Below are 26,891 nucleotides of genomic sequence, written 5' to 3' on the forward strand. Positions count from 1 at the left end.
TGTTAGTTGCCCTCCGCAGCGACGCCGAGCGCGCCGGTGGTCGCCTCGATCAGTTCACCCCACGCGCTCTCGAACTTGTCGACGCCTTCGCGCTCGAGCAGCGCGAACACATCGTCGAGATCGATACCGACCGCTGCCAGGTCGGCGAAGACCTGGGCGCCCTCGGCGCCACGGCCGCTGAGCGTGTCGCCCAGCACCTCGCCGTGATCGGCGAACGCCTGCAGGGTCTTCTCCGGCAGGGTGTTGACCGTGTTCGGGCCGATGAGTTCGGTGACGTAGAGGGTGTCGGGGTAATCCGGGTTCTTCACCCCGGTCGACGCCCACAGCGGCCGCTGCCGGTTGCCGCCCTGTGCGGCCAGGTGGTTGTAGGTGGAGGTATGCGCGCCACCGTCGAACACATCCTGGTACTCGGCGTACGCCAGCCGAGCGTTGGCCACACCGGCCTTGCCGCGCAGCGCGAGGGCCTCCGGGGTGCCGATCGCCTCGAGGCGCTTGTCGATCTCGGTGTCCACGCGGGAGACGAAGAACGAAGCGACCGAGTGGATCTTGGCCAGGTCGTGGCCGACGATCTTGGCGTTGCGCAGACCGTCGAGGTAGGCGCCCATCACCGCGCGGTAGCGCGGCACCGAGAAGATCAGCGTCACGTTCACGCTGATGCCCTCACCGATCACCGAGGTGATCGCGGGCAGGCCCGCCTCGGTGGCCGGGATCTTGATGAACAGGTTCTTGCGGTCGACGATCTTCCACAGTTCGATCGCCTGGGCGACGGTCTTGTCGGCGTCGAAGGCGAAGCGCGGGTCGACCTCGATCGACACGCGCCCGTCCACGCCACCGGTCGTTTCGAACACCGGCGCGAGCACGTCGCAGGCGGCGCGCACGTCGTCGGTGGTCATCGTGCGGATCGCCGCGTCGGCGTCGGCACCTTGGGACGCAAGGTCTTTGAGCTGTGCCTCGTAGGCGTGGCCGACACTCAGCGCGGCCTGGAAGATGCTCGGGTTGGTGGTGACGCCGACGACGCCGCGGGTCGCGATCAGTTCGGCGAGGTTGCCGGACTGGATGCGATCACGCGAGAGATCGTCGAGCCACACCGAGACGCCCGCGGCCGAGAGCGCGGCGAGATTCTCGTTCTGTGCCATGGTTCTTACCCCTTCACCTTGTCGGTGGAACGCAGTGCCGCGCGGACGACGGCATCGGGGGTGATACCGAATTCGCGGTACAGAGTCTTGTAGTCGGCCGACGCGCCGAAGTGATCGATGGACACGATTTCGCCCGCGTCACCGACGAATCGGTACCACGGCATCGCGATACCGGCTTCGACCGCGACCCTTGCCCGCACCGACGGGGGCAGCACTTCGTCGCGGTAATCTTGATCCTGCACGTCGAACCACTCCACACACGGCATCGAGACCACACGGGTCGGGATGCCCTGCTCCTCCAGGGTAGTGCGCGCGGCGACCGCGAGGTGGACCTCGGAGCCGGTGCTGATGAGGATCACTTCCGGGGTGCCGGTGGATGCCTCGGCCAGCACGTAGCCGCCCTTCTTGACACCCTCGTAGCTGGTGCCCTCCAGGGTGGGAACGTCCTGGCGGGTCAGCGCCAGTGCGGACGGGCCATCCTGCTGCGGCGACTCGTACACCGGGAAGTGCGAGGTGTGCTCGTCGGAGTCCCGCTCGAGGATCGTGCGCCAGGCGTGGACGGTCTCGTTGGCATCGCCCGGGCGCACGACATTGAGGCCGGGGATCGCGCGCAGCGCGGCCAGGTGCTCGACCGGCTGATGGGTCGGGCCGTCCTCGCCGAGGCCGATGGAGTCGTGGGTCCACACGTAGATCGCGGGCACCCGCATCAGGGCGGCCAGGCGGACGGCCGGGCGCATGTAGTCGCTGAACACCAGGAAGGTGCCGCCGTAGGGGCGGGTGGGGCCGTGCAGCGCGATGCCGTTGAGGATCGAGCCCATCGCGTGCTCACGGATACCGAAGTGCAGGGTGCGCCCGTACGGGTTGGCCTTCCACGCACCGGTGGAGATCGACTCGGGGCCGAAGCTCGGCTGGCCGGGCATCGTGGTGTTGTTGGACTCGGCCAGGTCGGCCGAACCGCCCCACAGCTCGGGCAGCTCGTCGGCGACCGCGGCGAGGAACTTGCCCGACGCCTTGCGGGTGGCCATGCCCTTGGGGTCGACCTCGAAGCTCGGCAGCGCCTCGGTCCAGCCCTTGGGCAGGGTGCGGGTCTGCAGGCGATCGAACAGCGCCTTGTTCGACGGGTTGGCCTCGGCCCACTCGTCGAAGCCCTGCTGCCACTGTGCCTGTGCCTGCGCGCCGCGGGCCTGTGCCTTGCGGGTGTGCTCGATGACGGCCGGGTCGACCTGGAAGGACTTCTCCGGGTCGAAGCCGAGCGCCTTCTTCACCGCGGCGACCTCGTCGGGGCCGAGCGCGGCGCCGTGCGCGCCGCCGGTGTTCATCTTGTTCGGGGCCGGGAAGCCGATGATGGTGCGCAGGATGATGATCGAGGGCTTGGACGTCTCGGCCCTGGCCGCGTCCAGGGCCTTCTCGATGGCCACCACGTCTTCGCCGCCTTCGACGATCTGCACCTGCCAGCCGTAGGCCTCGTAGCGCTTGGCCACGTCTTCGGTGAAGGCGATGTCGGTGTCGTCCTCGATGGAGATCTCGTTGTCGTCGTAGATCACCACGAGGTTGCCCAGCTGCTGGGTGCCCGCGATCGAGGAGGCCTCGGCGGTGACGCCCTCCTGCAGGTCGCCGTCGGAGGCGATCGTGTAGATGAAGTGATCGAACGGGCTGGTGCCCTCGGCGGCGTTCGGATCGAACAGCCCGCGCTCACGTCGCGCGGCCATCGCCATGCCGACCGCGGAGGCCAGACCCTGACCCAGCGGGCCGGTGGTGATCTCGACGCCGTCGGTGTGGCGGAACTCGGGGTGACCCGGGGTGAGCGAGCCCCACTGGCGCAGCTGCTCGAGGTCGGTCAGCTCCAGGCCGAAACCGGCCAGGTAGAGCTCGATGTAGAGGGTGAGGCTGGAATGCCCACAGGACAGCACGAACCGGTCGCGACCGACCCAGCTCGGGTCCGCGGGGTTGTGGCGCATCGTGCGCTGGAAGAGGGTGTAGGCGACCGGCGCGAGGCTCATCGCGGTGCCGGGGTGCCCGTTGCCCGCCTTCTGCACGGCGTCGGCAGCGAGTACCCGGGCGGTGTCGACAGCCAAGGTGTCGAGGTCCGTCCAGTCGCTGGGGTAGTTCCGCTGAGTGAGGGCGCGAATGTCGTCTGTGACTGGCACGACCGTGGTTCTCCTGACCTAGGTTTCGTCGACGGCGATAGCTTGGCTGCGGCGATGATGATCGAAGCGGGTCGCACGCGGCCGGGGTGCGTACCGATGTACAGGAATACCCTAGTGGTGCTGTGACACCGGATCGGCGCGAACCCTGGCAGTGAGTCTAGTGCGGATCGCCGCGTACCGGCGGTGTGCGGTGTCGACCGTCGCCGCGACGCACGCGAGGCTCGTCGCGGTGCCGTTCACCTGCGCGTCGATACGGGTTCACCGCCGCGTGGGCCCGGGATACGCGGTCGCGAGGAGTAGTGACCGCGCCCACGGTGGCGGGGGTCTGGCGCGGAGCGGCAGGTGAGTGGGTCTACCATCCTCTGTAGTAGTGGCCGCGCCGCAGCCGCGCGCTGCTCGTTCCATTACCGGATGCGAAGCGAAGCACAGCGTGCGAGGAGAAACAGTGCGGATCGGTCACGAGCCGGGTAGTAGCGGTGCGCACGGAACTTCGTCGACGGCCCTGGCCGACCGCCTCGCGGGCGACAGTCTGGCCGCGCGAATCGTGCGCAAGCCCCTTGCCTATATCGCGCTCACCAAGCCACGCGTCATCGAGCTGCTGCTCGTCGCGACCATTCCGACGATGCTGTTGGCCGACCGCGGCACCGTCGACATCCGGCTCATCCTGGTCACCCTGTTCGGTGGCTGGATGGGCGCGGCCAGTGCCAACACCCTCAACTGTGTCGCCGACGCCGACATCGACAAGGTGATGAAGCGGACCGCGCGACGGCCACTGGCCCGCGATGCGGTGCCCACCTCGCACGCGCTCGTGTTCGGCGTCGCGCTCGGCGCGATCTCCTTCGCCTGGCTGTGGTGGCAGGCCAACCTGCTCAGCGGCGCGCTCGTCGTCGCGACGATCCTGTTCTACGTCTTCGTCTACACCAAGGGCCTCAAGCGCCGGACCTCGCAGAATGTGGTGTGGGGCGGCGCGGCCGGGTGCATGCCCGCTCTGGTCGGCTGGTCCGCGGTGACCGGCGATATCGGCTGGCCCGCACTGGTGCTGTTCGCGGTGATCTTCTTCTGGACGCCGCCGCACACCTGGGCGCTGGCCATGCGCTACAAGGAGGACTACCGCGCGGCCGGTGTGCCGATGCTGCCGGTGGTCGCCACCGAGCAGGTGGTGACCAAGCAGATCGTCATCTACACATGGTTGACGGTGCTGGCGACGATGGCCTTGGTGCCCGCGACGGGTGTCATCTACGCGGCGGTCGCGCTGGTGGCCGGTGCCTGGTTCCTGCTGATGGCGCACCAGCTCTACTCGGGGGTGCGCCGTGGCGAGTCGGTGAAGCCGCTGAAGTTGTTCCTGCAGTCGAACAACTACCTGGCGGTGGTGTTCTGTGGCCTGGCCGTCGACTCGGTGCTCGGGTGGGACACGGTGGGCAGCCTCGTCGGGCTGTAAGACATTCTTTCGCGACAGTGGCCGGGCAGCGATGCCCGGCCACTGTCGTTTCCGGACCCGGTCACGCTCGTCGGGTCAAGGGCAGTGTCGGGCGAACGTCACCAGCGATGTGCGAGGTGGCCGTCGGGTCGGATCAGGACGGCGGTGCCGGAGGTGGCCGCGTAGGCGGTGAAGGCGTGGCCGTCGGTGTCGACGAGTGTTGTGAACGGGGGGCGGTCGGTGTCGGCGGATCGGTCGCCGGGGGCGTCGAACCGGTGGATCTCGACGGTGTGGACGTCGGGATCATCGAGGGCTGCGGCGCCTGTCGCAGCGGACCCGGGCGTCGGGGCGAAACGCAACAGGGTGGCATGCGGGCCACGGAAGAGGTCGAACAGGCGGATCGGTCGGCCGGATTCGTCGTGTAGCGGGGCGTCCGGTGCTCGGTCGCCCGCGACGAGAGGGCCGTGCTCGGTGGGGGAGCGATAGGTGATGCCGAGCTGGCGGGTTTCGGGGCCGCGCCGCATCGCGTCCTCGTCGCCGTCGACGAGTTTGTCGAGGAGTTCGGTGCTCAGGCCGAGGATTCGGGCCGCGACCGTGCGGCGTTCGGATTCGTAGGTGTCGAGCGGGGCGGGGTCGTCGCCGAGCGCGGCGGCCAGTTTCCAGCCCAGGTTGTAGGCGTCCTGGACGCCGGTGTTCAAGCCCTGGCCGCCGGTGGGCGGGTGGACGTGGGCGGCGTCGCCCGCGAGGAGCACCCGGCCGTCGCGAAATCGTTGCGCGAGTCGAATGTTGGGGCGCCACACCGTGATCCAGGACAGGTCGCTCAGCACAAGACCTGCCTCGGGGCCGTGGCGGTCGGCGAGTTCTTGCAGTGTGGCCAGATCGGGGGAGCGGTCCTCGGCCAGTGGGGCGGCGAACTGGAAGCGCCGCGCGCCCGGTAGCGGAGACAGGGCGAAGCCGGTCATCGGCTGGTCGGCCGCGGCGGCGAACCAGTAGCCGTACTCGTGGTCGAGGGCGTCGGCGCGGACATCGCCGAGCAGCATCTTGATCGAGTCGTCGGTGCTGCCTTCGAATGCGATCCCGAGGCGCTTGCGCACCGCGCTCGCGCCGCCGTCGGCACCGACCAGGTAGCTCGCGCGCACCGTCTCCGGTGTGCCGTCGCGGTGCAGTGTCGCCGTGACACCGGTGTCGTCCTGAGTGAAATCGGCCAGCGCCGTGCCGAATTCGACTCTCACCCCGAGCTCGGCGAGCCGTGCCCGCAGGATTGCCTCGGTGTCGGACTGGCCGAGCACCCAGGCATTCGGATACGGCACATCCGGCGTCGGCTCGACCGGTTCGGCCATGTGACGCTCGCCGACGAAGGTCCCCGCGAAGTAGGCGCGCATCACCGGGAGTTCGCGGCCTGCCGCCAGTACCGCGTCGATGACGCCGAGGTCGTCGAACACCTCCAGGGTGCGCGGTTGCAGGCCGTCCCCGCGTGATCCCTGGAACGGCGAATCGGCCCGGTCGACGATCCGGACGTCCACGCCGCGCCGAGCGAGGTCGATGGCGAGGGTGAGACCAGTCGGGCCCGCACCGGCGACGAGTACCTGTTCTGACATGGGAAGTACCTCCTGGCACAACAACTGAACTGATATTCAGTGAATATGAATTCAGTTTCAGTGTTGGTACCGTGCTTGTCAAGGAGGTGATGTCCGGTGGCGGGCAGCAGGCGCGAGAAATCCGCGGAAACCGAGCAGGCGCTCAAGGACGCCGCCCGGCAGGTCTTCGCCGAACACGGCTACCTGAACGCGAAGATCACCGACATCACCACCGCCGCGGGCCGCGCCGCGGGCTCGTTCTACAACCATTTCGCGAGCAAAGAGGAACTGCTGCAAGCGCTTCTGCGCGATATGGCCGTCGCGAGCGACGAGCGCGCGGCCGATCCCGAGCACAACGGCGACTTCACCGATCCGGCGGCAGTGCGATACCACGTGCGCGGCTACTGGACCTTCGCCCGCGAACACGCCTCTGTCCTGCGCGCGATAGGGCAGGCGGCCCTGGTCAGCCCGGACTTCGCCCGGATCATCGCCGGGTTCGGCGCGGAGCAGCGCGCCGACATCGCCGATCACGTGGCGGACTTCCCGGAACGCGGACTACGCCTGCCGGGAACGGTCGACGCCAGCCTGGCCATGATGTTCGCGGCCGTCGACGGGATGTTGCGCATGGTCGAGGACGGTTCGGTGACCCTCGACGACGAGGAGGCGATCGAGTCGATCACCCGCTTCGTCTACCGCGGCCTCACGGGCCGCGAATACTGACTCGAGTGCGGGGCCGGGCACTGGAGTGCCCGGCCCTGGCGGCTAGGGCAGCAGGACGATCGAGCCGGTGGTCTTGCGGTCGGCCAGGTCGCGGTGCGCCTGGGCGGCATCGGCCAACGGATAGGTGGCGCCGATGCGGAGGTTCAGGGTTCCCGCGGCGATCCGGTCGAAGACATCGGTCGCGCGCCAGAGGAATTCGGTGCGATCACGGGTGTAGGCGCCCAGCGACGGGCGGGTGAGCCAGAGGGAACCGGCGGCGTTGAGGCGCTGGGGGTCGAAGGGCGGGACCGCGCCACTGGCCGCGCCGAACAGGGCGAGAGTGCCGCGGACGCGGAGCGAGGCGAGGCTGGCTTCGAACGTGCTGGCGCCGACGCCGTCGTAGACCACGGCGACGCCGATGCCGTCGGTGAGGTCGCGCACGCGGGCGGCGAGGTCGTCGTAGCGCAGGACCTCGGTGGCGCCCGCTTCGCGCGAGAGCTTTTCCTTGGCGTCGGTGGAGACCGTGGTGATGACCCTGGCGCCCTTCGCGACGGCCATCTGGGTGAGCAGCAGGCCGACGCCGCCCGCGCCCGCGTGGACGAGTACCGGGTCGCCGGGTTCGGGGGAGAACACCGATTCGGTCAGGTAGTGGGCAGTCATGCCCTGCAGGAGGGCAGCGGCCGCGACGGCGGGTTCGACGTCGTCGGGCACCTTCACCGCGACGGCCTCGTCGACGGTGACCAGGTCCGCGTAGCTGCCGGGCGCCGACGCCCAGGCGACTCGGTCGCCGACGGCGAACTCGGTGACGTCCGAGCCGATCGCCACCACGATGCCCGTGCCCTCGGAGCCGGGAAGGTAGGGCGTCGCCTGCGGGTACTGGCCGGTGCGGAAGTAGATGTCGATGTAGTTGATGCCGACGCCCTGGGTCTCGACCAGTAGCTGACCCGGCCCGGGCTGCGGGTCCGGCACCTCGACGTACCGCAGGACCTCGGGACCACCGTGCTCGGAAACCTGAATCGCGCGCATGAGTCCCCTTTCTACACCCAGTGTTCCGGACCACTCGGGGCTGGACTGGAAACTACCTGCCGGTAAACTCACCGCCATGAGTACAACCGCCGCCCCCGAGGCCGTGAAGGTGCCGGCCGAGGTCGAGAAGTCCATCGTGAAGTTCCTCGCCCAGCACGGTGGTTCGGGAACGGCCGTGCTGCAGTACCTCGGAAAGCAGGGTGTGCGGATCACCCTGGTCGGCGCCGACGGCATCCTCGGCGACCGGGTGGTCGGCGATATGGCGATCGCGAAGGCGCTCGTCGAGCGGGTCGACGGCCTCGCCGAGACCGACGAGTGGAGCCGTGAGCTCGGCTCGATCGTCACTCCCGCCCCGACGCACTGGGCCAAGATGGCCGGCTGGGTCGCCCATCAGACCAAGTTCCCGAAGGCGCGTAACTGGAAGTTGCTCGCCGGCGCCTGACGGCCACTGACGAGAAAAGCCCGCGAATCGCATTGCGACGCGGGCTTTTTCGTGGTTCGAGGTGGTCGGATGTCAGCGCGGGGAAGTCTGCGACAAGGCAGGCGCTTCGATCTTCTCGCGCGTACGCAGCGACGCCCACAGTGCGGCGGTCGCCGCGGTGCAGGCCGCAGCTCCACCGACGTGGATGGCGACGAGCGCGGCGGGCACATCGGTGAAGTACTGGACGATGCCGACGAGCGCCTGCGCCAGCACCAGCCCGAGCAGCACGAACAACCGCTTGCGGATGGCCGCCGACATCCCGACGGCGTACAGGCCGAAGGCGAGCCCGATCAGCAGCGCGAGGTAGCCGATCAGCAGCTGCGAGTGCAGGTGCACCAGCGTGACGATCTCGACTTCGAGTCGCTCGACCTGTCGGTCGATGCTCTTGTCGCCGGCATGCGGTCCGGCCGCGGTGACCAGCGTGCCCGCGATGAGCACACCCGCGAGCGCCACGCCGGACAGCGCGGTGAGCCAACGCAGGGGAGCGGGTACCTGGACGGTCTCGATGCCGTCGTCGGGTTCGCTGATCTTGGCGTACAGCACCACCGCGAGCCACACCATCGCCATCGAGGCGAGCAGGTGCACCGCCACCGTCCACCAGAGCAGGCCGGTGCGCACGGTGATTCCGCCGATCACGGCCTGCACGACGGTGCCGCCGGGCATCAACCAGGCGTAGACCAGAACTTCCTTGCGCCTGCGCGCCCGGACGACGGCCAGCACGATCAACGCGGCGCACAGCGTCACCGCGAAGGTGAGCAGCCGGTTGCCGAACTCCACGGTCTGGTGCAGGACCGGCACTTCCGACACCCCGATGGGGGTGAAGCTGCCGGGGAAGCACTGCGGCCAGGTCGGGCAGCCGAGGCCGGAGGCGGTGACGCGCACGATGGCGCCGGTCACCGAGATGCCCGCCTGGCTCAGGATCACCGCGACGGCGATGAGCCGCTGCACCCGCAGCGAGGGGAGCGGTAGCCGGTCGACGAGGCCAACGAAGGCGCGATACAGCACGTCAGGAATGGTACCGGCCGGGAATTCGGCGCTGATACCAGGGCTACTACAGTGCGTCGTTGGTCACGTCAGTGGAACCGGAAGAGCCGGGTCGCGAGCCACCCGCACACCACGCCCCACACCGCGAGCACCGCCACCCCGAACCAGTCGATCGACCCCGTCAAGGCCGTGTCCAGCGCGAAAGCCAGCGCACCGGACGGGATGAGCCGCGCGATCACGGTCAGCGCGGTGGGCAGGGTGTCGCCCACGAGGACCAGGCTGGCGATGCCGAGCATGATGAACCACAGGATATTGGCCAGCGCGAGCACGACCTCGGCCTTGAGCGTCCCGCCGAGCAGCAGCCCCATCGCCGCGAAGGTGGCCGTGCCGAGGGCGATCACCAGCGCGCCGAGGGCGAGTCCGCCGATGCCGGGCCGCCATCCCAGCGCCACGCCGATCGCGCCGAGCAGGATCGCCTGCAGCACCACCACGATCAGCACGGCCGCGCACTTGCCCGCGATCACGCCCCAGCGGGGCAGTGGTGTCGCGCCGAGCCGTTTGAGGGCGCCGTAGCGGCGGTCGAAGCCGACGGCGATGGCCTGGCCGGTGAACGCGGTCGACATCACCGCGGTCATCATCACCATCGGCACGATCCGGTCGACCCGGTGCTCGCCGAGGTCGCCGAACGGCAACAGGGTGAGCCCGATGAGCAGGGTGATCGGGATGAACATGGTGAGCAGCAGCTGTTCGCCGTTGCGCAACAACAGTTTCAGCTCGAGCCCGGTCTGTGCGGTGAGCATCGCCGCCCGCGTGGCGGGACGCGGGTCGGGCGTGAAGGTGCCGGGCCGGAAACGGCTGGTGGTCTCGCTCATCCGCGCAGGTCCCGTCCGGTCAGTTCGAGGAAGACGTCTTCGAGGCGACGCTGGTCGATGCGGATGTCGGTGGCCAGCACGTCCATCCTGGCGCACCACGCGGTGACCGTGGCCAGCACCTGCGGGTTGATCTCGCCCTCGACGAGATAGGTGCCCGGCGTCGTCTCTCGCGGCGAAAAGCCTTCGGGGAGCGCCGATGTCAGCAGGTTCAGGTCGAGTTTCGGTGGGGCGCAGAATCTCAGCTGGCCTGCCGCGCCATGAGCGGTGACCTCGGCGGGAGTGCCCTGGGCGACGATCTGCCCGTGATCGATGATGACGAGCTGATCGGCGAGTTGTTCGGCCTCGTCCATCATGTGCGTGGTGAGCACGACGCTCACGCCGTCGCGGCGCAGGGCGTCGATCAGTTCCCAGACGATCAGCCTGGCCTGGGCGTCCAGACCGGCGGTGGGTTCGTCGAGGAAGACGATCTCGGGCCTGCCGACCAGCGCGCAGGCGAGTGCGAGCCGCTGTTGCTGACCACCGGACAGACGTCGATAGGGGGTGCGGCGATTGTCCTGCAGTCCCAGTGTCGACAGCAGCCAATCGGGATCGAGGGGATCGGCCGAGTAGGCCGCGACCAGATCGAGCATCTCGCCGGCGCGGGCGCCGGGATAGGCGCCGCCGCCCTGGAGCATCACGCCGATGCGCGGACGCAACTGTTCGGAGTCGGCGATCGGGTCGAGGCCGAGGACGCGCACGGTGCCCGCGTCCGGGCGCACGAAGCCTTCGCACATCTCGACGGTGGTGGTCTTGCCCGCGCCGTTGGGGCCGAGCAGAGCGAACACCTGGGCGGGCTCCACGTCGAACCGGAGACCGTCTACTGCGGTGGTCTCGCCATAGCGCTTGACCACACCGTCGACGCTAACGGCGGGTCCAGGGCGACTTGTCACGACTGCGCCTCGCTGACGCTCGGCTCCGTCGCGCCAAAAGGTGCTGTGCCCTTGGTTCGCTCGCTGCGCTCCCTCACGTTGTCACACGGTAAGCCGTGCCCTCCTGTGACGGAGCCGACACCCCCGCCTGCGCCCGCCACGGCAGCGTGTGCCGGGTGAGCGCGAAGAACAGCGCGAAGCACACCACGGCGGCGAGCGCGGCGCCGATGATCTGGAAGACCTGGAATTCCGCGCCACGCGGCATCACCAACATCGAGACCACCGCCGAGAACGCGACAGCGGGCACGCGGAACACCGGCTGGGTGGCCCACGCGGCCAGCGGCACGATGGCCCAGAGCAGGTACCAGGGCTGGACCACCGGGAACAGCAGCACGATCGCCGCGAGCGAGACGCCCATCGCACCGACCGGATGCAGCCTGCCCATGCTGGTGGCGACGAGCATGCGGACGGTCACGAAGACCGCGACCAAGCCCGCGATCGGGCGGGTGATCGAGAGCAGCGCGGTGGTGTGATCGCCGAGGCCGAGCAGTACGCCGCCGAATCCGGTGACGATCCCGATGATGGTCGGCAGCGACATCCAACTCCGGACGGCGTTGGCGACGCTGAGGGTGTGGACCCAGCCGAAGCCGAGACCACTGGCGAATCCGATGAAAAGCGTTGTCGCCACGGCGATGACGCCCAGCAGCGCGGCGGCCTTCACGATGGCGACCAACGAGCCGCCCCAGCGTCTGGCCAGTGCCATGCCGACGAACCCGAGCGCGATGATGGAGGTGAGTTTGATCGATGACGACAGCGTGATCACCACCGCGCCACCGATCAGCAGCCCGTAGGCGCGGGCATCGAACGGAGGCAGATTCGTGGCCGTCAGCCGGTCGGGTCTGCCGCCCTCGCCGTACACCGCGCGGAGCATGAGCTCCACACCCGCCAGCATCAGACCGAGCATGAGCGCGTCGTTGTGCACGCCGCCGACCAGGTGGAACAGCACCAGCGGATTGGCCGCGCCGAGCCACAGCGCACTCACCGGCGCGACCCCACAGCGCACCGACAACCGCGGCAGCGCCCACACGATCAGCGCCACACCGGCCAGCGCCAGCAGCCGGTGCACCCACACCCCGGCGATGATGTTGTCCCCGGTCAGCTCCGCGATACCGCGCCCGATCCACAGGAACAGCGGACCGTACGGCGCGGGTGTATCACGCCAGATCGTCGGCACGTTGTTGGTCAGTACATTGTCGATCCCGAGCCCGGCGACCGGACCCTCGGAATAGGGGTCGATGCCGCGCGCGGCGATCTCGCTCTGTGCCAGATAGGAATAGACGTCGTTGCTGAACATGGGCGGCGCCACGGACAGCGGAATGATCCACAGCAGCAGCGTGCGATCCAGCTGCGAGCGGCTCAGGCGGTGCAGTGGCGAACCGGCGAGCCCGCCGATGGCGAAGCGCCCCAGCAGCAGCCACGCTCCGATCACCAGCGCGGTGCCGAACATGCACATCGCCAGTGAACCGGTGTGCGCCCGCGCGAAGATGCCGAGCACGCGAACGCCCGAAACGGGATTCTGGTGCACCGGTTGGGCGCCGATGCCGAGCGCCGCGATCGCCATGAGCACCGCACCGGTCGCGCCCATCAGCCGGATCCGGTCCAGTTGCGCGCGTTCGCGCTTGTCGAGCCCGGGGACCTCGGTCTCATCGCGATGCAGCACCGCGACGGTGTGATCGGGCGCCGACACGTCGAGCCCGAGAGCTCTACGCCCGAAGGCCAGTGTCTTGCGCGCCGCGCCCTCCAGTACTGCCACGAAGTCAGAGCCTAGTGTGCGCGGACACGATTACCCTCGGGCGGTCGAACGGGACCGTTGCGGCCGCCACCGAGTCGACGCGGCAGCGACCGGGGCATCCGCGAACCGGACCGGACGTTCTCCGCCTCGTGGACCACAGTTTCATCGAGCAGTCCCCACCGATCCGCCCATCACCAGATATCGATCCACAGGGGCCGCTTCGGAACGTCGATCAAGGCCGACTTCTTATGAACGACGAGGGGAACCGGGGCCCCTATGCTCAGCCGTTCACTCATTGCTCGTGCCTTGGATACGCGGAACTGGTGGTACAGGAACTGCTTCTGTACCTGGACCTCCGCGCCGGAATCCGGGTGCGGGAACTGAGCTTCGATCTGGAGCCGCCACGAATCGAAGTTGAACAGCCTTCTACCGCGTTCACATTCCAGATCCGACTCGACCACGACTGCGGACACCTCGCTGCCGACCCGCCGGAGATAAGCCCGCCGCACCCGCCAAACACCGGCCAGGACGCCCATCCATCCCCAGACGCCCAGTATCAGGCTCGCTGGAAAGAACAGCGCCATGGCGACGTCGGAACCGGTCCATCGGGCCAGTGCGATACCGAGATTCAGTGCGCCTCCGAGGAAGGTCACCGAACCCACCACCACACCCGATATCCACACCAGCGTCATCGGGTTGACCAGTCTCCCCGACCGCGCCATATGAACTCCTCGAGCAAGCGGAAAATTTGAAGAGCCAACGGTAGCGGCGCCTCGGAACACGAATTCATGGCATGGTGCGTTTCAGCGCCAACGCCGATCGTCGGGGTAATCCTCGAATTCATCCGACCAGTCGCTGGGTCCGACCACGGTCTCCCCTGGTCGGAATCGGCCGGTGGGCGGCGGGGTGGGCGGCCACGCAGGCGGCGGCGGCGGTGGCGGTGGCGGTGGCGGCGCTTGCGGGGGTTCCGGTGTCCATTTCCAGGTGAACTCCTGCGGCAAGCTTTTCATCTCGGCGACCTCCGGTGGAACCGGACGCGCGAGTGTTTCGATGTCACACCATCGGCATTCGCCGGCGGCGACTCTGTCGGCGTAGGCCTTCAGTGCCGGTGACGCTGTGTCCATCCCGGCGACCATCGAGATGAACTCCTCGGTCACCTCGGTGGCACTGTCGAAGAGTTCTTCGACATCTATGCTGGTCAGGCGGATAGTGGCCGTGCGTAGATCGTCTGCCGCGTCCATGACCTTCCGCGCGAAAGCCTCCACCTCGGCGTCGAGGTTCGGCTCCCGCATGCTGCCCCACTGCGGCCGGGTCATTTCGCGTTCTCCCACGGTGCGGCACCGGTGTCATAGCCCTCGGTCGGCCGGTTTGTGGTGTCGCCGTAGTTGGCGATGCGCGTGAGATCCTGTCCGATAGCGGTTGCTCGGGTCGCCTGGTCGACCCGCTTGGTGACGGGTGCGACCGCATCCTCCAGCTTTTGTTTCGCGTTGTCCGTCAACTTGCCTACCGGATCCTTGATGTAGTCGAGTAGTTTCTGAAAAGCCTCGACGAGCTCTTTGATCTTGAGAACCGTGTTGATGGCGTTGGTGACTATGGTCGCGATGTCAACGACGAGTTTGGCGATCCGGGCAGCTCCCATCCCCGGGACGGCCGCGGACAAGATGTTGGCGACCGATTTTAGAGCACCTTTGATGTCGTCGAAATCGACATACTTGTTGAGCATCCCCCACAGGCCTTCGATGATCGCTTTGATCCCGTCCCTGATCAAATCGGCGACCACGCCCGCACAGTCGCTCACAACACGACCGACAGGGCCTTCCCACTTCATCGCGGCGATCTGCTTTGTTACCCAGTCCGTGAACGTTGCCGAGGCTTGACCGTCCCAGTTCGGGCTGTTGCCAGTGTTCCCGTCGATTCGCTTGACTCCGGATTCGAGGTTCTCACCGCATGCTTCGAGTCCGTTGCCGGCCGATTTGTAGACGTCACCGAGCCTGCGGATCTCGGACCAGTTGCCGGGAATCGGCGACAAACATTTGCCCAGTGGATCTTGTTCGTTACCTGCGGCCCGAGTCATGCTCTTGATCGATTCGTTCACGCTGCCGAGCGTGGGGAAGATATCTGCGATGAGACCGATGACGTCATCTTTATTCGCCGATGGTGGTTCGAGTTTGACTTCCTTCGGCTTCGGGTACGTAGCGGCACCCTCGTAGGCGGCCGTGGCGCCGGTCTCTTCGACGTTGTCGCCCACTGCGACAACGGATTCAGTGTGTGCGTTCAGCGCTGCGTAGGTTTTCTGATCCTGGCTGTGATACATCCAGGCGGCCTTGTTGAGTTCGGTACCGGTGCTCGCGGTGGTAGTCGCCAGCACGCCGTGGCGCTTGGACATCCAATCGGCGGCGTCATTGATGGGGTTTACCAGCGTGTCGATGATCGGTCCGTGGAGCCAATCAGCAGCCTTGCCCTCCTTCGCTACGAAGGCTGAGACCGCCTGGGCATCCTCAGCTATCGAGGTGATGAGGTTGCCGAGACCAGCAATCTCGCTGGGATTCGCCGCGAATGTTTCAGCCATCCGTGTTACGCCCTCACTCTGCGCTGCTCAACTAGGCGGAGCCGAATGCCGTTTCCCCCACCGCCGGACTCCCGCTCCGGTCGTGGTCGGACTGTAGGGGCACGACTATTGGGTGTCAACACCGCCGAATCAGTTGCCGCCGAGGGCTCCGCTGAAGATTTCGGCAAGCTGGCGGATCTGGTCACACGGCTCTGGCACGGCAACCGGACCGGGAGGCACGGTAAGGCGCACAGTGAAGGTGCCATCGGGGGCTTCGAGGGACGCCGTGCATGAGCTGGGGACCTGTGGAGTCCGGTACAGCACGGCCTCGCGCCCGCCGATCAGGTCGGAGTGGAAAATGCTGTGGCCCGGGTTGCGCCTGATTTCGTCCAGCGTCATGTCGCTCGACGTCACCCCTAACCCGCCGGTCGGATACTTCTCACCATCGACGAATTCCTCACGCCAGAATTGGCAACCGATTGTCGTCAAGAGGCTGGATGTGGTTTCGTCCGCAGCTCTTTCGCGAGTGGCCGGGTCGAATCCCGCCCGGGTCACCAGATCGTCGCCCACGCCGACACAGGGGTCGAACCGAACCTGGATGGCGCCTGTCTGTACCGGTGCAGGCGGGACCTGCACCTGCACCGAAGTGGAGGTCGTGGGTGCGGTCGTCGCCGAAACGACCGTGTTCGCGCGGTCCTCGGTGGAGTTTCCCGTACACGCAACCAACGCCGTCGCACTGACCGCTAGGCAACCTGCGGCGAAGCTTCTTTTCATCATCGGAGCCCGATCGTTGAGGTCACCGCGCGATATCGGCAGCACCAGGCGGTCACTGGTCATTCGTGATCATTACAGAAGGCCGCCGCACCGAACGACTCGGTCCGAACGCTTACAACGGCCCTCGGCCGGTTGTGCAATGTCGGAGTGGACTACCTGGGCGCTTCGGCGGGGGTCGGTGCGGTGACGGCCGGTGGTCCGACGAACATCGGCTGCTGGCGCAACGAGAGCACCGAGGCGATGATCACGGCCACGCAGACCACTACGACCGCGCCGAGCGCCGCCCAGCCGATGCGCTGCGCGGACCGCTGATCACGGGCCGACAGCCAGCCGGGTACGAACAGGATGCCGAGCGCGCTCAATGTGCCCGCGGCCAGACCGCCCAGGTGACCCCATAGCGAGATCCCCGGGATCGAGAAGCTGATCAGCACGTTCACGCCGATGACCACCAACATCGGCGTCGGGCTCTGCCGCAACCGGATCAGCGTCACGGTGACGGCGCCGAACAGGCCGTACACCGCACCGGAGGCGCCTGCGGTCGCCGTCACCGAGTCCGACAGCGCCATCACCGCGGCCGATCCGCCCAGCAGCGAGACCAGATAGACGCACCCGTACCTGACCCGGCCGAGGACCTGTTCGAGGTCGCGCCCCACGACATAGAGCGCGAACATATTGACCAGCAGATGGATCGCGCCGTAGTGCAGGAACCCCGACCCGAGCAGTCGCCACCACTCGCCGTCGGCGACCAGCAGCGGCACCAGGACGAACTCGCGGAACACCGACGAACCGCGATAGTTGTCCATCGGACTACCGGCCTGGGCCGCGGTGACGAGATAGAGCAACACATTGACCGCGATCAACCCGTAGGTCACATACGGAACCGCCGCGCTCGCACGCGCCCCGCCGACGGTCCGCACCGGGCGCACATCCTGCTGCCCCTGCCGCACGCAGTCGACGCAGTGCTGCCCGACCGCGGCCGGGCGCAGGCATTCAGGACAGGCGGGCCGCCCGCATCGCGTACACGCGAGTCCGGTAGGCCGATCGGGATGACGGACACACGTGGGTGTGAGCGGGTTCGACACCCTGTCATCGTGCCAGACCACGCCCGCTGCCCGCCTTGTTCGCCACAGCGCACCTGGACTGTCGATCACTTCGGTTGTGGTGCGAATATCGTCGTCGAGCAACGCCGTGAGAGCGCGGTGAAGCACTCTCCGGCACCAGGTGCGTAGCGGGTGATCGCGGTCGAAGACCTGTGCGATGGGTCACCCGGCCACGCGTCGGTGATCGGTCCGCAGGGGCCGCACCTGGGGTTTTGTCGGGCGGGAGAGTGCCCCGATGATCTTCATCGCAGGTCAGGGCACCCTTTGTCAGGTTACCCTTATTAGATTTAAGGAAGTAATTCCGCCACACTGGTGTTGTGAAAACCGTGGGTTTGCGGACAGGCGTGGAAAGTGACGGTCGTAAGACGACCGGCGCTCGGTCGTCCGCTGTCCCCGCGGCGACCGCGCACGAAGGGCAGACCAGGGCGGCCATCGTCCAGTTGCTGCTCGAGCAGGGGCCCATCACCGCGACGGCGATCGGCACCGAACTCGGTCTCGCGCCCGCCGGGGTCCGCAGGCACCTCGACGCGCTCATCGACGCGGGTCAGGCTCGGGCGAGCCGCTCGGCGCCGTGGCAGCAGAAGGGGCGCGGCAGGCCGGCCAAGCAGTACCAGCTCACCGCGGCAGGCCGGGGCAATCTCGGTCACGCCTACGACGATCTGGCCGGGGCGGCGATTCGTCAGCTCGGTGAGATCGGTGGCGACGCCGCGATCGCCGAATTCGCCCGCAAGCGGGTTCGCGTGATCGTCGACGGCATCGAGCCCGTCGCCGACCACACCGCACCGGTGATCGAAGCGAAGGTGGAGGAGATCGCGGAAGCGTTCGCCGAGGCCGGTTTCGCCGCCACCACCCGTCAGGTCGGCGCCGGTGTGCAGATCTGTCAGCACCACTGCCCGGTGGCCCATGTCGCCGAGGAGTTCCCGCAGTTGTGCGCCGCCGAATTGGACGCTTTCCGCGACCTGCTCGGTACCCACGTGCAGCGCCTTGCGACGATCGCCAACGGTGATTGCGCCTGCACCACCCACGTACCGCTGGTCGCGGTGCCGAAGATCCCAACCGCCGCACAGCCCGCGGCGGGACGAACGAACGACTCCGGAAGGAGTGCCGAATGACGACCTCGACCGACCAGGTACAACCGCTTACCCAGGACGAAACCATCGCCTCGCTGGGCACCTACGGTTACGGCTGGTCCGACTCCGATGTGGCAGGCGCCAGCGCCCAACGTGGCCTGTCGGAGGCTGTCGTTCGCGACATCTCGGCCAAGAAGAGCGAAGAGGAGTGGATGCTCGACCTGCGCCTCAAGGCGCTGCGCATCTTCGACCGCAAGCCCATGCCGAACTGGGGTTCCAACCTCGAGGGCATCGACTTCGACAACATCAAGTACTTCGTGCGCTCGTCCGAGAAGCAGGCCGAGAGCTGGGAAGACCTGCCCGAGGACATCAAGAACACCTACGACAAGCTTGGCATCCCGGAAGCGGAGAAGCAGCGTCTGGTCTCCGGTGTCGCGGCGCAGTACGAGTCCGAGGTCGTCTACCACTCCATCCGCGAGGACCTGGAGAAGCAGGGCGTCATCTTCCTCGACACCGATACGGCGTTGAAGGAGCACCCGGAGATCTTCCACAAGTACTTCGGTTCGGTCATCCCCGCCGGTGACAACAAGTTCTCCGCGCTCAACACCGCCGTCTGGTCGGGTGGCTCGTTCATCTACGTGCCGCCGGGCGTGCACGTCGACATTCCGCTGCAGGCCTACTTCCGGATCAACACCGAGAACATGGGCCAGTTCGAGCGGACGCTGATCATCGTCGACGAGGACGCCTACGTCCACTACGTCGAGGGTTGTACAGCCCCGATCTACAAGTCCGACTCGCTGCACTCCGCGGTCGTCGAGATCATCGTGAAGAAGGGCGGCCGCTGCCGCTACACGACCATCCAGAACTGGTCGAACAACGTGTTCAACCTGGTCACCAAGCGTGCCAAGGCCGAAGCGGGCGCCACCATGGAGTGGGTCGACGGCAACATCGGCTCCAAGGTCACCATGAAGTACCCGGCGGTCTGGATGACCGGCGAGCACGCGCACGGCGAGGTCCTCTCCGTCGCGTTCGCCGGCCCCGGCCAGCACCAGGACACCGGCGCCAAGATGCTGCACCTGGCCCCGCACACCTCCTCGACCATCGTGTCGAAGTCGGTGGCGCGTGGCGGCGGTCGCGCGTCGTACCGCGGTCTGGTCCAGATCAACAAGGGCGCCCACGGTTCCAAGTCGACCGTGAAGTGTGACGCGCTGCTGGTCGACACCATCAGCCGCTCCGACACCTACCCCTACGTCGACATCCGCGAGGACGACGTGACGATGGGTCACGAGGCGACCGTCTCCAAGGTCTCCGAGGAGCAGCTGTTCTACCTGATGAGCCGTGGCCTCACCGAGGACGAGGCGATGGCGATGATCGTGCGTGGCTTCGTGGAGCCGATCGCCAAGGAACTGCCGATGGAATACGCATTGGAACTGAACCGGCTCATCGAGCTGCAGATGGAAGGGGCCGTGGGCTGATGTCGACGCTCGAGACGCCGATCCAGAATCCTGGCGCGGGCGCCGCGGTCAACAAGGGCGAGGTCTTCACCTCGTTCGACGTCGACCAGTTCGAGATTCCGTCGGGTCGCGACGAGGCGTGGCGGTTCACCCCGCTGCGTCGGCTGCGCGGCCTGCACGACGGCACCGCCGTCGCCGATGGTCAGGCAGTGGTCGAGGTGAGCGAGGTCGCCGGAGTCACCGTGGAAACGGTGGGCCGCACCGACTCTCGTCTCGGCCAGGCCGGTACCCCCGCCGATCGTGTCGCCGCTCAGGCCTATTCGGGTTTCTCCGAGGCGACCGTGATCACCGTCGGCCCGGAAACCGAGGTGTCGGACCCGGTGACGGTCACCATCACCGGTCCCGGTGAGGGCAAGACCGCCTACGGTCACCTGCAGGTACGCCTGGACAACTTCGCCGTCGCCACCGTGGTCATCGACCAGCGCGGCAGCGGAACCTACGCCGAGAACGTCGAATTCGTGCTCGGTGACAGCGCCAAGCTCACCGTCGTCGCGGTCCAGGAATGGAACGAAGACGCCGTGCACGTCACCGCGCATCACCTGAAGCTCGGCCGTGACGCGAACCTGCGCCACGTGTCGGCCACGCTGGGCGGCGACCTGGTTCGTCTGTCGGGCACCGTGCGCTACGCCGGTCCCGGTGGTGAGGCGGAGCTGTTCGGTCTGTACTTCGCCGACGCCGGCCAGCATTTCGAGCAGCGCCTGCTGGTCGATCACGCCGAGCCCAATTGCAAGTCCAATGTGCTGTACAAGGGTGCGCTGCAGGGCGATCCGGCCTCGGCCAAGGGCGATGCTCGCACGGTCTGGATCGGCGATGTGCTGATCCGCGCGGCCGCCGAGGGCACCGACACCTACGAGGCCAACCGCAACCTGGTGCTCACCGACGGCGCGCGCGCCGACTCGGTGCCGAACCTGGAGATCGAGACCGGCGAGATCGCCGGTGCCGGACACGCGAGTGCCACCGGCCGTTTCGACGACGAGCAGCTGTTCTACCTGCGCGCTCGCGGCATTCCCGAAGACGTCGCCCGCCGCTTGGTCGTGCGTGGCTTCTTCTTCGAGATCATCCAGAAGGTCACAGTCCCCGAGGTCCGGGAGCGGCTCGAGGCGGCCATCGAGGCCGAGCTCGCCACTGTCGGTATCTGACACCACTTACTGCAACGAAGGATTCGAATTCGATGACCACCTTGGAAATCAAGGACCTGCACGCCGAGATCACCACCCCCGAGGGTGAGTCGAAGCAGATCCTCAACGGCGTCGACCTGACTGTGAAGTCGGGCGAGACGCACGCCATCATGGGCCCCAACGGCTCGGGCAAGTCCACGCTGTCCTACGTGATCGCGGGCCACCCGAAGTACACCGTCACCCAGGGCACCATCACCCTCGACGGTGAGAACGTCCTTGACATGTCGGTCGACGAGCGCGCCCGCGCCGGCCTGTTCCTGGCCATGCAGTACCCGGTCGAGGTCCCCGGCGTCTCGATGTCGAACTTCCTGCGCACCGCCGCCACCGCCGTCCGCGGCGAGGCCCCCAAGCTGCGCACCTGGGTCAAGGAGGTGAAGGAGTCGATGAAGGAGCTCGATATCGATTCGGCCTTCGCCGACCGCTCGGTGAACGAGGGCTTCTCCGGTGGCGAGAAGAAGCGTCACGAGGTCCTGCAGCTGGGTCTGCTCAAGCCGAAGATCGCGATCCTCGACGAGACCGACTCCGGTCTGGACGTCGACGCGCTGCGCATCGTCTCCGAGGGCGTCAACCGCTACAAGGAGCGTACGGACGGCGGCGTGCTGCTGATCACCCACTACACCCGCATCCTGCGCTACATCAAGCCCGACTTCGTGCATGTGTTCGTCAACGGCAAGATCGTGGCCGAGGGTGGCTCCGAGCTGGCCGACGAACTCGACGCGAACGGGTACGAGCGCTTCACGTCCGCGACCGCTGGAGCCTGATATGACCGCTACGGTGCCCGCCCTCGACGTGGCCCGGATCAGGGCCGACTTCCCGATCCTGCACCGCACGGTGCGGGACGGGAAACCGTTGGTGTACCTGGATTCCGGTGCCACCTCGCAGCGTCCGCTGCAGGTGCTGGACGCCGAGCGCGAGTTCTTGCTCACCCGGAACTCCGCGGTGCACCGCGGTGCGCATCAGCTGGCGGAGGAGGCGACCGACTCCTACGAGCAGGCGCGCGCCGATATCGCCCGCTTCGTCGGCGCGGATCCCGGCGAGATCGTGTTCACCAAGAACGCGACCGAGTCGCTGAACCTGGTGGCCAACGCCTTCGGTGACGACCGGTTCCCCTACAGGGTCGGCCCCGGCGACGAGATCGTCATCACCGAACTCGAGCACCACGCGAATCTCGTTCCGTGGCAGGAGCTCGCGCGTCGCACCGGTGCCACCCTCACGTGGTACGGCATCACCGACGACGGCCGCATCGATCTGGACTCGCTCGAACTGTCGTCCGCGACAAAGGTTCTCGCGTTCAGTCATCAGTCGAACGTGACCGGCGCGGTCGCTCCGGTGGAGGAATTGATCCGCCGGGCGAAGGCTGTCGGTGCGCTCGTCGTGCTCGACGCCTGCCAGTCGGTGCCGCACATGGCGGTGGACTTCCACGAGCTCGGTGTCGACTTCGCCGCGTTCTCCGGTCACAAGATGCTCGGCCCGATGGGCGTGGGCGGACTGTACGGTCGGCGCGCGCTGCTCGCGGAGACGCCGCCGTTCATCACCGGTGGGTCGATGATCGAGACTGTCACCATGGAGAAGACCACCTACGCGCCGCCGCCGCAGCGCTTCGAGGCTGGCACGCCGATGACCTCGCAGGTCGTCGGGCTGGCCGCCGCGGTGCGCTATCTCGAGGAACTCGGCATGGACGCGATCGCGGCCCACGAGCACGCGCTCACCGGTGCCGCGCTCGAGGGTCTGTCCGGTATCGACGGTGTGCGGATCGTCGGGCCGGTCGAGAACGTCGATCGCGGTGGCGCGGTGTCGTTCGTGGTCGATGGGATCCACGCCCACGACGTGGGCCAGATCCTCGACGACCAGGGTGTCGCCATCCGGGTCGGACACCACTGCGCCTGGCCGCTGCACCGCAGGTTCGGTGTCGCCGCCACCGCACGTGCCTCGTTCGCCGTGTACAACACCCTCGATGAGGTCGACGCACTGGTCACGGCCGTGCGGAAGGCCAAGACCTTCTTCGGAGTTGCCTAGCTCATGCGTATGGAGCAGATGTACCAGGAAGTGATCCTGGATCACTACAAGCACCCGCACCACCGCGGGCTGCGGGAACCGTTCGGTGCGCAGGTGCACCACGTGAACCCGACCTGTGGTGACGAAGTGACGATGCGGGTGCAGATCGACGACGCCGGCGAGGTCGCCGACGTCTCCTACGACGGCCAGGGCTGTTCGATCAGCCAGGCCGCCACCTCGATCCTCACCGATCAGGTGATCGGGCTGCCGGTGCAGCAGGCGCTGAAGGTCGTCGACTCGTTCAGCGAGATGATCTCCAGCCGCGGCACCGTCGAAGGCGACGAGGACATGATCGGTGACGGCATCGCCCTCGCCGGTGTCAGCAAATACCCGGCGCGGGTCAAGTGCGCGCTGCTGGGGTGGATGGCGTTCAAAGACGCTGTCGTGCAGATCAGTTCGGCCGAGGAAACCAAGGCACCGATGGGAAATGGGGAGTCTGCCACATGAGTGAGAGCACCGATACCGCACAGATCCCGGAAGCCGCCGAGGCCGCCGAGGTCGACAAAGCTGTCGAGGCCGTCGAGACCGTCGAGGTCGAGTTGACGGCCGAACAGATCCAGCACGTCGAAGACCTCGAAGAGGCGATGCGCGACGTCGTCGACCCCGAACTCGGCATCAATGTCGTCGATCTCGGCCTGGTCTACGGCCTTTCGGTCGACGCGGAGAACATCTGCACCCTCGACATGACGCTCACCTCGGCGGCCTGTCCGCTGACCGACGTCATCGAGGACCAGTCCCGCAACGCGCTGGTGCGCAGCGGTCTGGTCGAGGACCTGAAGATCAACTGGGTCTGGATGCCCCCGTGGGGCCCGGACAAGATCACCGATGACGGCCGCGAACAGCTGCGCGCCCTCGGCTTCACGGTGTAGCACTGCGCTTTTCGGGCCCGGATCCTTGATGGATCCGGGCCCTCGGCGTTTCGGTGTGATCATGCGCCGACAGGTCGCAGTGTGATCTTTCTCGGTTCGGTTGGCCATGACCGGGCGATCAGTGATGATCTTGAAGGTTCCGGACTTTCGGAACTGTTTTCAGAGGAGATCTTTCGAATGAGTTTCATGGGTAAGGCCGGCTTCGCCGTTGCGGCGCTGGGTCTTGCGGCCGGGTCGGTGTTCGGCGCCGGTTCGGCGAGCGCGGCGGGCGACCAGTGGGCATCGATCGCTGTGAGCGACGGCCAGGCGATCTATGGCACCAGCGTCAACCAGGCCGACGTCGCGTCCGCCGAGTCCGCCGCCGTCGCCGACTGCTACTTGGCGGATTGCCAAGCTGTGCTGACCTGGGCCAACGGCTGTGGCGTCCTGGTCGAGAGCAACAAGGCCCTCGCGTGGGCGTCGGGTGCGACTCGGGCAGAGGCCGAGCGCAAGGCCTTCGACCAGCTGTCGACGTGGACGCCGACCGCGGTGCTGGCCAACACCGGCTCGGCGAACCTGAGCGGTGCCCACGTTGTCGACGCGATCTGCACGGTGAACGCGCGCTGATCATCGCGTAGCGAACGGGCCCGAATCCCTCGAAAGGATTCGGGCCCGTTTCGTTGTGTACTAGGCGTTTTCGGTGGCGGAGACCGCGTCGATCCACGCGCTGATCATGTCGGCCGTGCCGGCGATGATGGCCTCGAGTTCGACGTCGTCCAACTCGACCGAACGCAAAGCGGTGGCGAAACCGGCGTTGAGCACGACGAAGGCCATCACGTCGATGTCGACGTGCTTGATCGGGCCGATGATCTGGAGGATGTAGAGCTTGATGAGCATCCGCAGTCGGGGTTCGAATTCAGGGATGCCGCTGCCGTGGAACTGCAGATCGGCGACCAGGGCCCGCACGAGCGGCCCGTTCGCGACGAGGATGTCCACGGCCGAGCGGATCAGGTCGACCACGGCATCGCGGGGGGATTGGTTCGCGCTCGAGGTCAGCAGCTGGCTGTAGCGCTCCTCTACCTGCAGAAACAGGCTGTCGTTGAGCTCTTTGACGATCTCGTCGCGATCGTTGAAATACCGGTAGAGCGTGCCGATGCTCATGCCCGCTTCGGTCGCGATCCGATTGGTCGAGGTGTTGCCGATCCCGCGGGTGCCGAAAAGATGAGCGGACACCGTGAGAATGCGGGTTCTGGTTTCCTTCGCCCGGTCTTGCTTGGGTCGTTTGCGCTGCTTATCGGCTTGCGGGGGCATTTTCGGACCTCGACGGAAAGAAGAGTAGAAGGTGAGCTGTCGCTCACCCTACAGTCATGATCACAGAGAAACCGAAGTGCGGGTCATCACATGGGCCAACACGACGGAGGCACAACCACTACCGGCGGCGCCGGGGTGTAGAAGGAGGAGTCGACGATGACGATCTCACTGGACGAGACGGCCCTGTGGCAGCCTTTGCGTGATGTGCGGACGATGACCAGCCGATTGGTGGGCCACTTCGTCGACAATGTCGCGACCTGCCGGACGCTACCCGGCGATGTGATCTCCGGCGATGTCACCTCGGTCACCCGGATGTGTCTGGAAATCGTCGGCGGAATGCTGGACGGCCGCGACGAGGAAGTGAAACTGAACCGGCTCGCGGTGGCGGCGGCGGGGTGGGCGCGCGAAGGCGTGCCGATCGACACGATCCTGCACGCCTTCCACGAGGGTTTCCGGCTCTCCTTCGACGCGGTCTACGACGAGGTAGCCGACGCCGACCGGGCGAGCCTGATCCACGGCTTCCGGCGGGTGGTCGAGATCTCGGACCTGTTGTGTACCACCGTGACCCGTTCCTATATCCGCGAGCATCGCGAGGCGGTCGGTGAACATCACACGGCCGTGCACACTCTCACCTCGGCGCTGCTGGCCGGTCAGTCGACCGTCACCATGGCGCGCGAGGTCGGCATCACCGTCGCCGACGCGTATTCGGTACTCGCCCTGTCGATCGGGCAGCATCCCGACGAGCGCGATCCGCGCGTGAACGGCGCGGTGGTGGCGCGGCGCAAGCTGCGGCGGGTGCAAACGGCGCTGGCGCACCGGTGTGGTGAGCAGGTGTTGTCACTGCTGTCGGTCGACGGCGGCACCCTGCTGATCCCGGCCGATCTGTTGGTCGACGAGCAGCTCGACGCACTGGTCGAGGTGCTGTCGCGGGCCGCGCACGTCGACGTCACGGCGGCGCTGGTGCCCGCCACCACCGAGGAGATCCCCGACGCGGCCCAGCGTGCCCACGAACTGCTGGACATGGTGGAGCGGCTCGACAGCGCCCCCGGCCTCTACCGCTTCGGCGACCTGGCCTTGGAATACCAGCTCACTCGCCCCGGCCCCGGCCGCGCCCGTCTCGGCGAGCTGCTCGCTCCCCTCGACAACCACCCCGAGCTCTACGAAACCCTGCGCGTGCACATCGCCAACAACATGAACCGCCAGCGCACCGCTCGCCTGCTGCACATCCACACCAACACCGTCGATTACCGCCTGCGCCGAGTAGCCCAACTCACCGGCCTCGACCCGGCCCAGTCCTCGGGCCTGTGGCAGCTGCGCTCCTCGATGATCGCCCGCAGCTTCCACACCGGCACCGGCGACCGATCCACCGTCGCCGAAACCAGAATCCCCCGCCGCCCCGCCCCCCACACTTACCCCGACCTGGACGGCATCAGGACGGCCTGACCCGACAACCA

At 67.0% G+C, this 26,891-nt stretch carries 26 protein-coding genes; 12 read left to right on the forward strand and 14 right to left on the reverse strand.

From position 1 onward, the window contains the following. Window positions 1-2: 2 nt before the first annotated feature. Window positions 3-1,136, reverse strand: coding sequence for a transaldolase (gene tal, locus NS1_RS08345; RefSeq protein WP_062983085.1), 1,134 nt, complete (start codon window positions 1,134-1,136; stop codon window positions 3-5). A gap of 5 nt (window positions 1,137-1,141) precedes the next feature. Then, window positions 1,142-3,283: a transketolase gene (gene tkt / locus NS1_RS08350; protein ID WP_062983086.1), complete on the reverse strand. Its 2,142-nt coding sequence runs from the start codon at window positions 3,281-3,283 to the stop codon at window positions 1,142-1,144. Between the two features lie 502 nt (window positions 3,284-3,785). Between tkt and NS1_RS08355 the strand changes: the two genes are divergently transcribed. Then, complete coding sequence (locus tag NS1_RS08355; protein ID WP_235569431.1) at window positions 3,786-4,721, forward strand: heme o synthase; 936 nt, start codon at window positions 3,786-3,788, stop codon at window positions 4,719-4,721. Between the two features lie 98 nt (window positions 4,722-4,819). On the opposite strand, the gene NS1_RS08360 is transcribed toward NS1_RS08355, so the two are convergent. Further along, window positions 4,820-6,298 (reverse strand): FAD-dependent monooxygenase, encoded by a 1,479-nt coding sequence (locus tag NS1_RS08360; RefSeq protein WP_062983089.1) that lies wholly within the window; start codon window positions 6,296-6,298, stop codon window positions 4,820-4,822. Window positions 6,299-6,394: 96 nt separating this feature from the next. On the opposite strand from NS1_RS08360, the gene NS1_RS08365 reads away from it, so the two are divergent. Beyond that, window positions 6,395-6,997 (forward strand): TetR/AcrR family transcriptional regulator, encoded by a 603-nt coding sequence (locus NS1_RS08365; RefSeq protein WP_062983091.1) that lies wholly within the window; start codon window positions 6,395-6,397, stop codon window positions 6,995-6,997. Window positions 6,998-7,039: 42 nt separating this feature from the next. Here the strand turns inward: NS1_RS08365 and NS1_RS08370 are convergent, their stop codons facing one another. Continuing rightward, the gene (locus NS1_RS08370) at window positions 7,040-8,002 is read right to left on the reverse strand and encodes a quinone oxidoreductase family protein (protein WP_062983093.1); all 963 of its coding nucleotides are present in this window, start codon (window positions 8,000-8,002) and stop codon (window positions 7,040-7,042) included. Between the two features lie 76 nt (window positions 8,003-8,078). Here NS1_RS08370 and NS1_RS08375 point away from each other — a divergent pair, with 76 nt between their 5' ends. Beyond that, entirely contained in the window at window positions 8,079-8,444 is a 366-nt protein-coding gene (locus NS1_RS08375; protein ID WP_062983095.1) for a hypothetical protein, read from the forward strand. Window positions 8,445-8,516: 72 nt separating this feature from the next. Here NS1_RS08375 and NS1_RS08380 read toward each other — a convergent pair whose 3' ends face one another. The 9 genes from NS1_RS08380 to NS1_RS08420 form a co-directional block, all read right to left on the reverse strand. Further along, window positions 8,517-9,488: a COX15/CtaA family protein gene (locus NS1_RS08380; RefSeq protein ID WP_062983101.1), complete on the reverse strand. Its 972-nt coding sequence runs from the start codon at window positions 9,486-9,488 to the stop codon at window positions 8,517-8,519. A gap of 68 nt (window positions 9,489-9,556) precedes the next feature. Then, entirely contained in the window at window positions 9,557-10,339 is a 783-nt protein-coding gene (locus tag NS1_RS08385; protein WP_062983102.1) for an ABC transporter permease, read from the reverse strand. After that, complete coding sequence (locus NS1_RS08390) at window positions 10,336-11,268, reverse strand: ABC transporter ATP-binding protein (protein ID WP_062983103.1); 933 nt, start codon at window positions 11,266-11,268, stop codon at window positions 10,336-10,338. Before NS1_RS08390 ends, NS1_RS08385 begins: the two co-directional genes overlap by 4 nt. 73 nt (window positions 11,269-11,341) lie before the next feature. Next, on the reverse strand, window positions 11,342-13,060 hold the full coding sequence (gene mptB / locus NS1_RS08395) for a polyprenol phosphomannose-dependent alpha 1,6 mannosyltransferase MptB (protein ID WP_062983104.1): 1,719 nt from the start codon (window positions 13,058-13,060) through the stop codon (window positions 11,342-11,344). A gap of 170 nt (window positions 13,061-13,230) precedes the next feature. Beyond that, a complete protein-coding gene (locus NS1_RS08400) occupies window positions 13,231-13,761 on the reverse strand; it encodes a hypothetical protein (RefSeq protein WP_062983105.1) in 531 nt (176 codons plus the stop codon). Between the two features lie 81 nt (window positions 13,762-13,842). Next, complete coding sequence (locus NS1_RS08405) at window positions 13,843-14,355, reverse strand: hypothetical protein (protein ID WP_062983106.1); 513 nt, start codon at window positions 14,353-14,355, stop codon at window positions 13,843-13,845. After that, window positions 14,352-15,608, reverse strand: coding sequence for a hypothetical protein (locus NS1_RS08410; RefSeq protein WP_062983109.1), 1,257 nt, complete (start codon window positions 15,606-15,608; stop codon window positions 14,352-14,354). The genes NS1_RS08405 and NS1_RS08410 overlap by 4 nt, the downstream gene beginning before the upstream one ends. Window positions 15,609-15,737: 129 nt before the next feature. Beyond that, window positions 15,738-16,424 (reverse strand): DUF3558 domain-containing protein, encoded by a 687-nt coding sequence (locus NS1_RS08415; RefSeq protein WP_062983111.1) that lies wholly within the window; start codon window positions 16,422-16,424, stop codon window positions 15,738-15,740. Between the two features lie 89 nt (window positions 16,425-16,513). After that, window positions 16,514-17,464 (reverse strand): rhomboid family intramembrane serine protease, encoded by a 951-nt coding sequence (locus NS1_RS08420; protein ID WP_062983507.1) that lies wholly within the window; start codon window positions 17,462-17,464, stop codon window positions 16,514-16,516. A gap of 314 nt (window positions 17,465-17,778) precedes the next feature. Between NS1_RS08420 and NS1_RS08425 the strand changes: the two genes are divergently transcribed. From NS1_RS08425 to NS1_RS08460, 8 genes are all read left to right on the forward strand, one after another. Further along, window positions 17,779-18,573: a helix-turn-helix transcriptional regulator gene (locus NS1_RS08425; RefSeq protein WP_062983112.1), complete on the forward strand. Its 795-nt coding sequence runs from the start codon at window positions 17,779-17,781 to the stop codon at window positions 18,571-18,573. After that, complete coding sequence (gene sufB / locus NS1_RS08430; protein ID WP_062983114.1) at window positions 18,570-20,006, forward strand: Fe-S cluster assembly protein SufB; 1,437 nt, start codon at window positions 18,570-18,572, stop codon at window positions 20,004-20,006. The genes NS1_RS08425 and sufB overlap by 4 nt, the downstream gene beginning before the upstream one ends. Then, window positions 20,006-21,184 carry a Fe-S cluster assembly protein SufD gene (gene sufD, locus NS1_RS08435; RefSeq protein ID WP_062983116.1) on the forward strand — a complete coding sequence of 393 codons (1,179 nt, stop codon included), beginning with the start codon at window positions 20,006-20,008 and terminating at the stop codon, window positions 21,182-21,184. Before sufB ends, sufD begins: the two co-directional genes overlap by 1 nt. A gap of 32 nt (window positions 21,185-21,216) precedes the next feature. Next, the gene (gene sufC, locus NS1_RS08440; RefSeq protein WP_056810390.1) at window positions 21,217-21,984 is read left to right on the forward strand and encodes a Fe-S cluster assembly ATPase SufC; all 768 of its coding nucleotides are present in this window, start codon (window positions 21,217-21,219) and stop codon (window positions 21,982-21,984) included. 1 nt (window position 21,985) lies between these two features. Further along, window positions 21,986-23,239 (forward strand): cysteine desulfurase, encoded by a 1,254-nt coding sequence (locus tag NS1_RS08445; RefSeq protein ID WP_062983118.1) that lies wholly within the window; start codon window positions 21,986-21,988, stop codon window positions 23,237-23,239. A 3-nt stretch (window positions 23,240-23,242) separates the two neighbouring features. After that, window positions 23,243-23,725: a Fe-S cluster assembly sulfur transfer protein SufU gene (gene sufU / locus NS1_RS08450; RefSeq protein WP_056810385.1), complete on the forward strand. Its 483-nt coding sequence runs from the start codon at window positions 23,243-23,245 to the stop codon at window positions 23,723-23,725. Further along, window positions 23,722-24,147, forward strand: coding sequence for a metal-sulfur cluster assembly factor (locus tag NS1_RS08455; protein WP_062983120.1), 426 nt, complete (start codon window positions 23,722-23,724; stop codon window positions 24,145-24,147). Before sufU ends, NS1_RS08455 begins: the two co-directional genes overlap by 4 nt. A 177-nt stretch (window positions 24,148-24,324) precedes the next feature. After that, window positions 24,325-24,753 carry a DUF4189 domain-containing protein gene (locus NS1_RS08460; RefSeq protein ID WP_062983122.1) on the forward strand — a complete coding sequence of 143 codons (429 nt, stop codon included), beginning with the start codon at window positions 24,325-24,327 and terminating at the stop codon, window positions 24,751-24,753. Window positions 24,754-24,813: 60 nt separating this feature from the next. Here NS1_RS08460 and NS1_RS08465 read toward each other — a convergent pair whose 3' ends face one another. Continuing rightward, the gene (locus NS1_RS08465; RefSeq protein ID WP_062983124.1) at window positions 24,814-25,437 is read right to left on the reverse strand and encodes a TetR/AcrR family transcriptional regulator; all 624 of its coding nucleotides are present in this window, start codon (window positions 25,435-25,437) and stop codon (window positions 24,814-24,816) included. A gap of 156 nt (window positions 25,438-25,593) precedes the next feature. Here NS1_RS08465 and NS1_RS08470 point away from each other — a divergent pair, with 156 nt between their 5' ends. Next, window positions 25,594-26,880, forward strand: a complete 1,287-nt coding sequence (locus NS1_RS08470) for a PucR family transcriptional regulator (RefSeq protein WP_084503598.1) — start codon at window positions 25,594-25,596, stop codon at window positions 26,878-26,880. Window positions 26,881-26,891: the final 11 nt, after the last annotated feature.

It is taken from the genome of Nocardia salmonicida NBRC 13393 (genome assembly GCF_001613085.1).
Taxonomy (GTDB): Bacteria; Actinomycetota; Actinomycetes; order Mycobacteriales; family Mycobacteriaceae; genus Nocardia; species Nocardia salmonicida.

Bases quoted from the DNA above. Each gene is read 5' to 3' on its own strand.
- NS1_RS08375 (WP_062983095.1), top strand. From the start codon at position 8,079: ATGAGTACAACCGCCGCCCCCGAGGCCGTGAAGGTGCCGGCCGAGGTC.
- NS1_RS08455 (WP_062983120.1), top strand. From the start codon at position 23,722: ATGAGTGAGAGCACCGATACCGCACAGATCCCGGAAGCCGCCGAGGCC.
- sufB (WP_062983114.1), top strand. From the start codon at position 18,570: ATGACGACCTCGACCGACCAGGTACAACCGCTTACCCAGGACGAAACC.
- NS1_RS08385 (WP_062983102.1), bottom strand. From the start codon at position 10,339: ATGAGCGAGACCACCAGCCGTTTCCGGCCCGGCACCTTCACGCCCGAC.
- NS1_RS08360 (WP_062983089.1), bottom strand. From the start codon at position 6,298: ATGTCAGAACAGGTACTCGTCGCCGGTGCGGGCCCGACTGGTCTCACC.
- NS1_RS08470 (WP_084503598.1), top strand. From the start codon at position 25,594: ATGACGATCTCACTGGACGAGACGGCCCTGTGGCAGCCTTTGCGTGAT.
- tal (WP_062983085.1), bottom strand. From the start codon at position 1,136: ATGGCACAGAACGAGAATCTCGCCGCGCTCTCGGCCGCGGGCGTCTCG.
- NS1_RS08405 (WP_062983106.1), bottom strand. From the start codon at position 14,355: ATGACCCGGCCGCAGTGGGGCAGCATGCGGGAGCCGAACCTCGACGCC.
- NS1_RS08465 (WP_062983124.1), bottom strand. From the start codon at position 25,437: ATGCCCCCGCAAGCCGATAAGCAGCGCAAACGACCCAAGCAAGACCGG.
- NS1_RS08460 (WP_062983122.1), top strand. From the start codon at position 24,325: ATGAGTTTCATGGGTAAGGCCGGCTTCGCCGTTGCGGCGCTGGGTCTT.
- NS1_RS08400 (WP_062983105.1), bottom strand. From the start codon at position 13,761: ATGGCGCGGTCGGGGAGACTGGTCAACCCGATGACGCTGGTGTGGATA.
- NS1_RS08370 (WP_062983093.1), bottom strand. From the start codon at position 8,002: ATGCGCGCGATTCAGGTTTCCGAGCACGGTGGTCCCGAGGTCCTGCGG.
- sufU (WP_056810385.1), top strand. From the start codon at position 23,243: ATGCGTATGGAGCAGATGTACCAGGAAGTGATCCTGGATCACTACAAG.
- sufD (WP_062983116.1), top strand. From the start codon at position 20,006: ATGTCGACGCTCGAGACGCCGATCCAGAATCCTGGCGCGGGCGCCGCG.
- NS1_RS08445 (WP_062983118.1), top strand. From the start codon at position 21,986: ATGACCGCTACGGTGCCCGCCCTCGACGTGGCCCGGATCAGGGCCGAC.
- NS1_RS08410 (WP_062983109.1), bottom strand. From the start codon at position 15,608: ATGGCTGAAACATTCGCGGCGAATCCCAGCGAGATTGCTGGTCTCGGC.
- NS1_RS08415 (WP_062983111.1), bottom strand. From the start codon at position 16,424: ATGACCAGTGACCGCCTGGTGCTGCCGATATCGCGCGGTGACCTCAAC.
- sufC (WP_056810390.1), top strand. From the start codon at position 21,217: ATGACCACCTTGGAAATCAAGGACCTGCACGCCGAGATCACCACCCCC.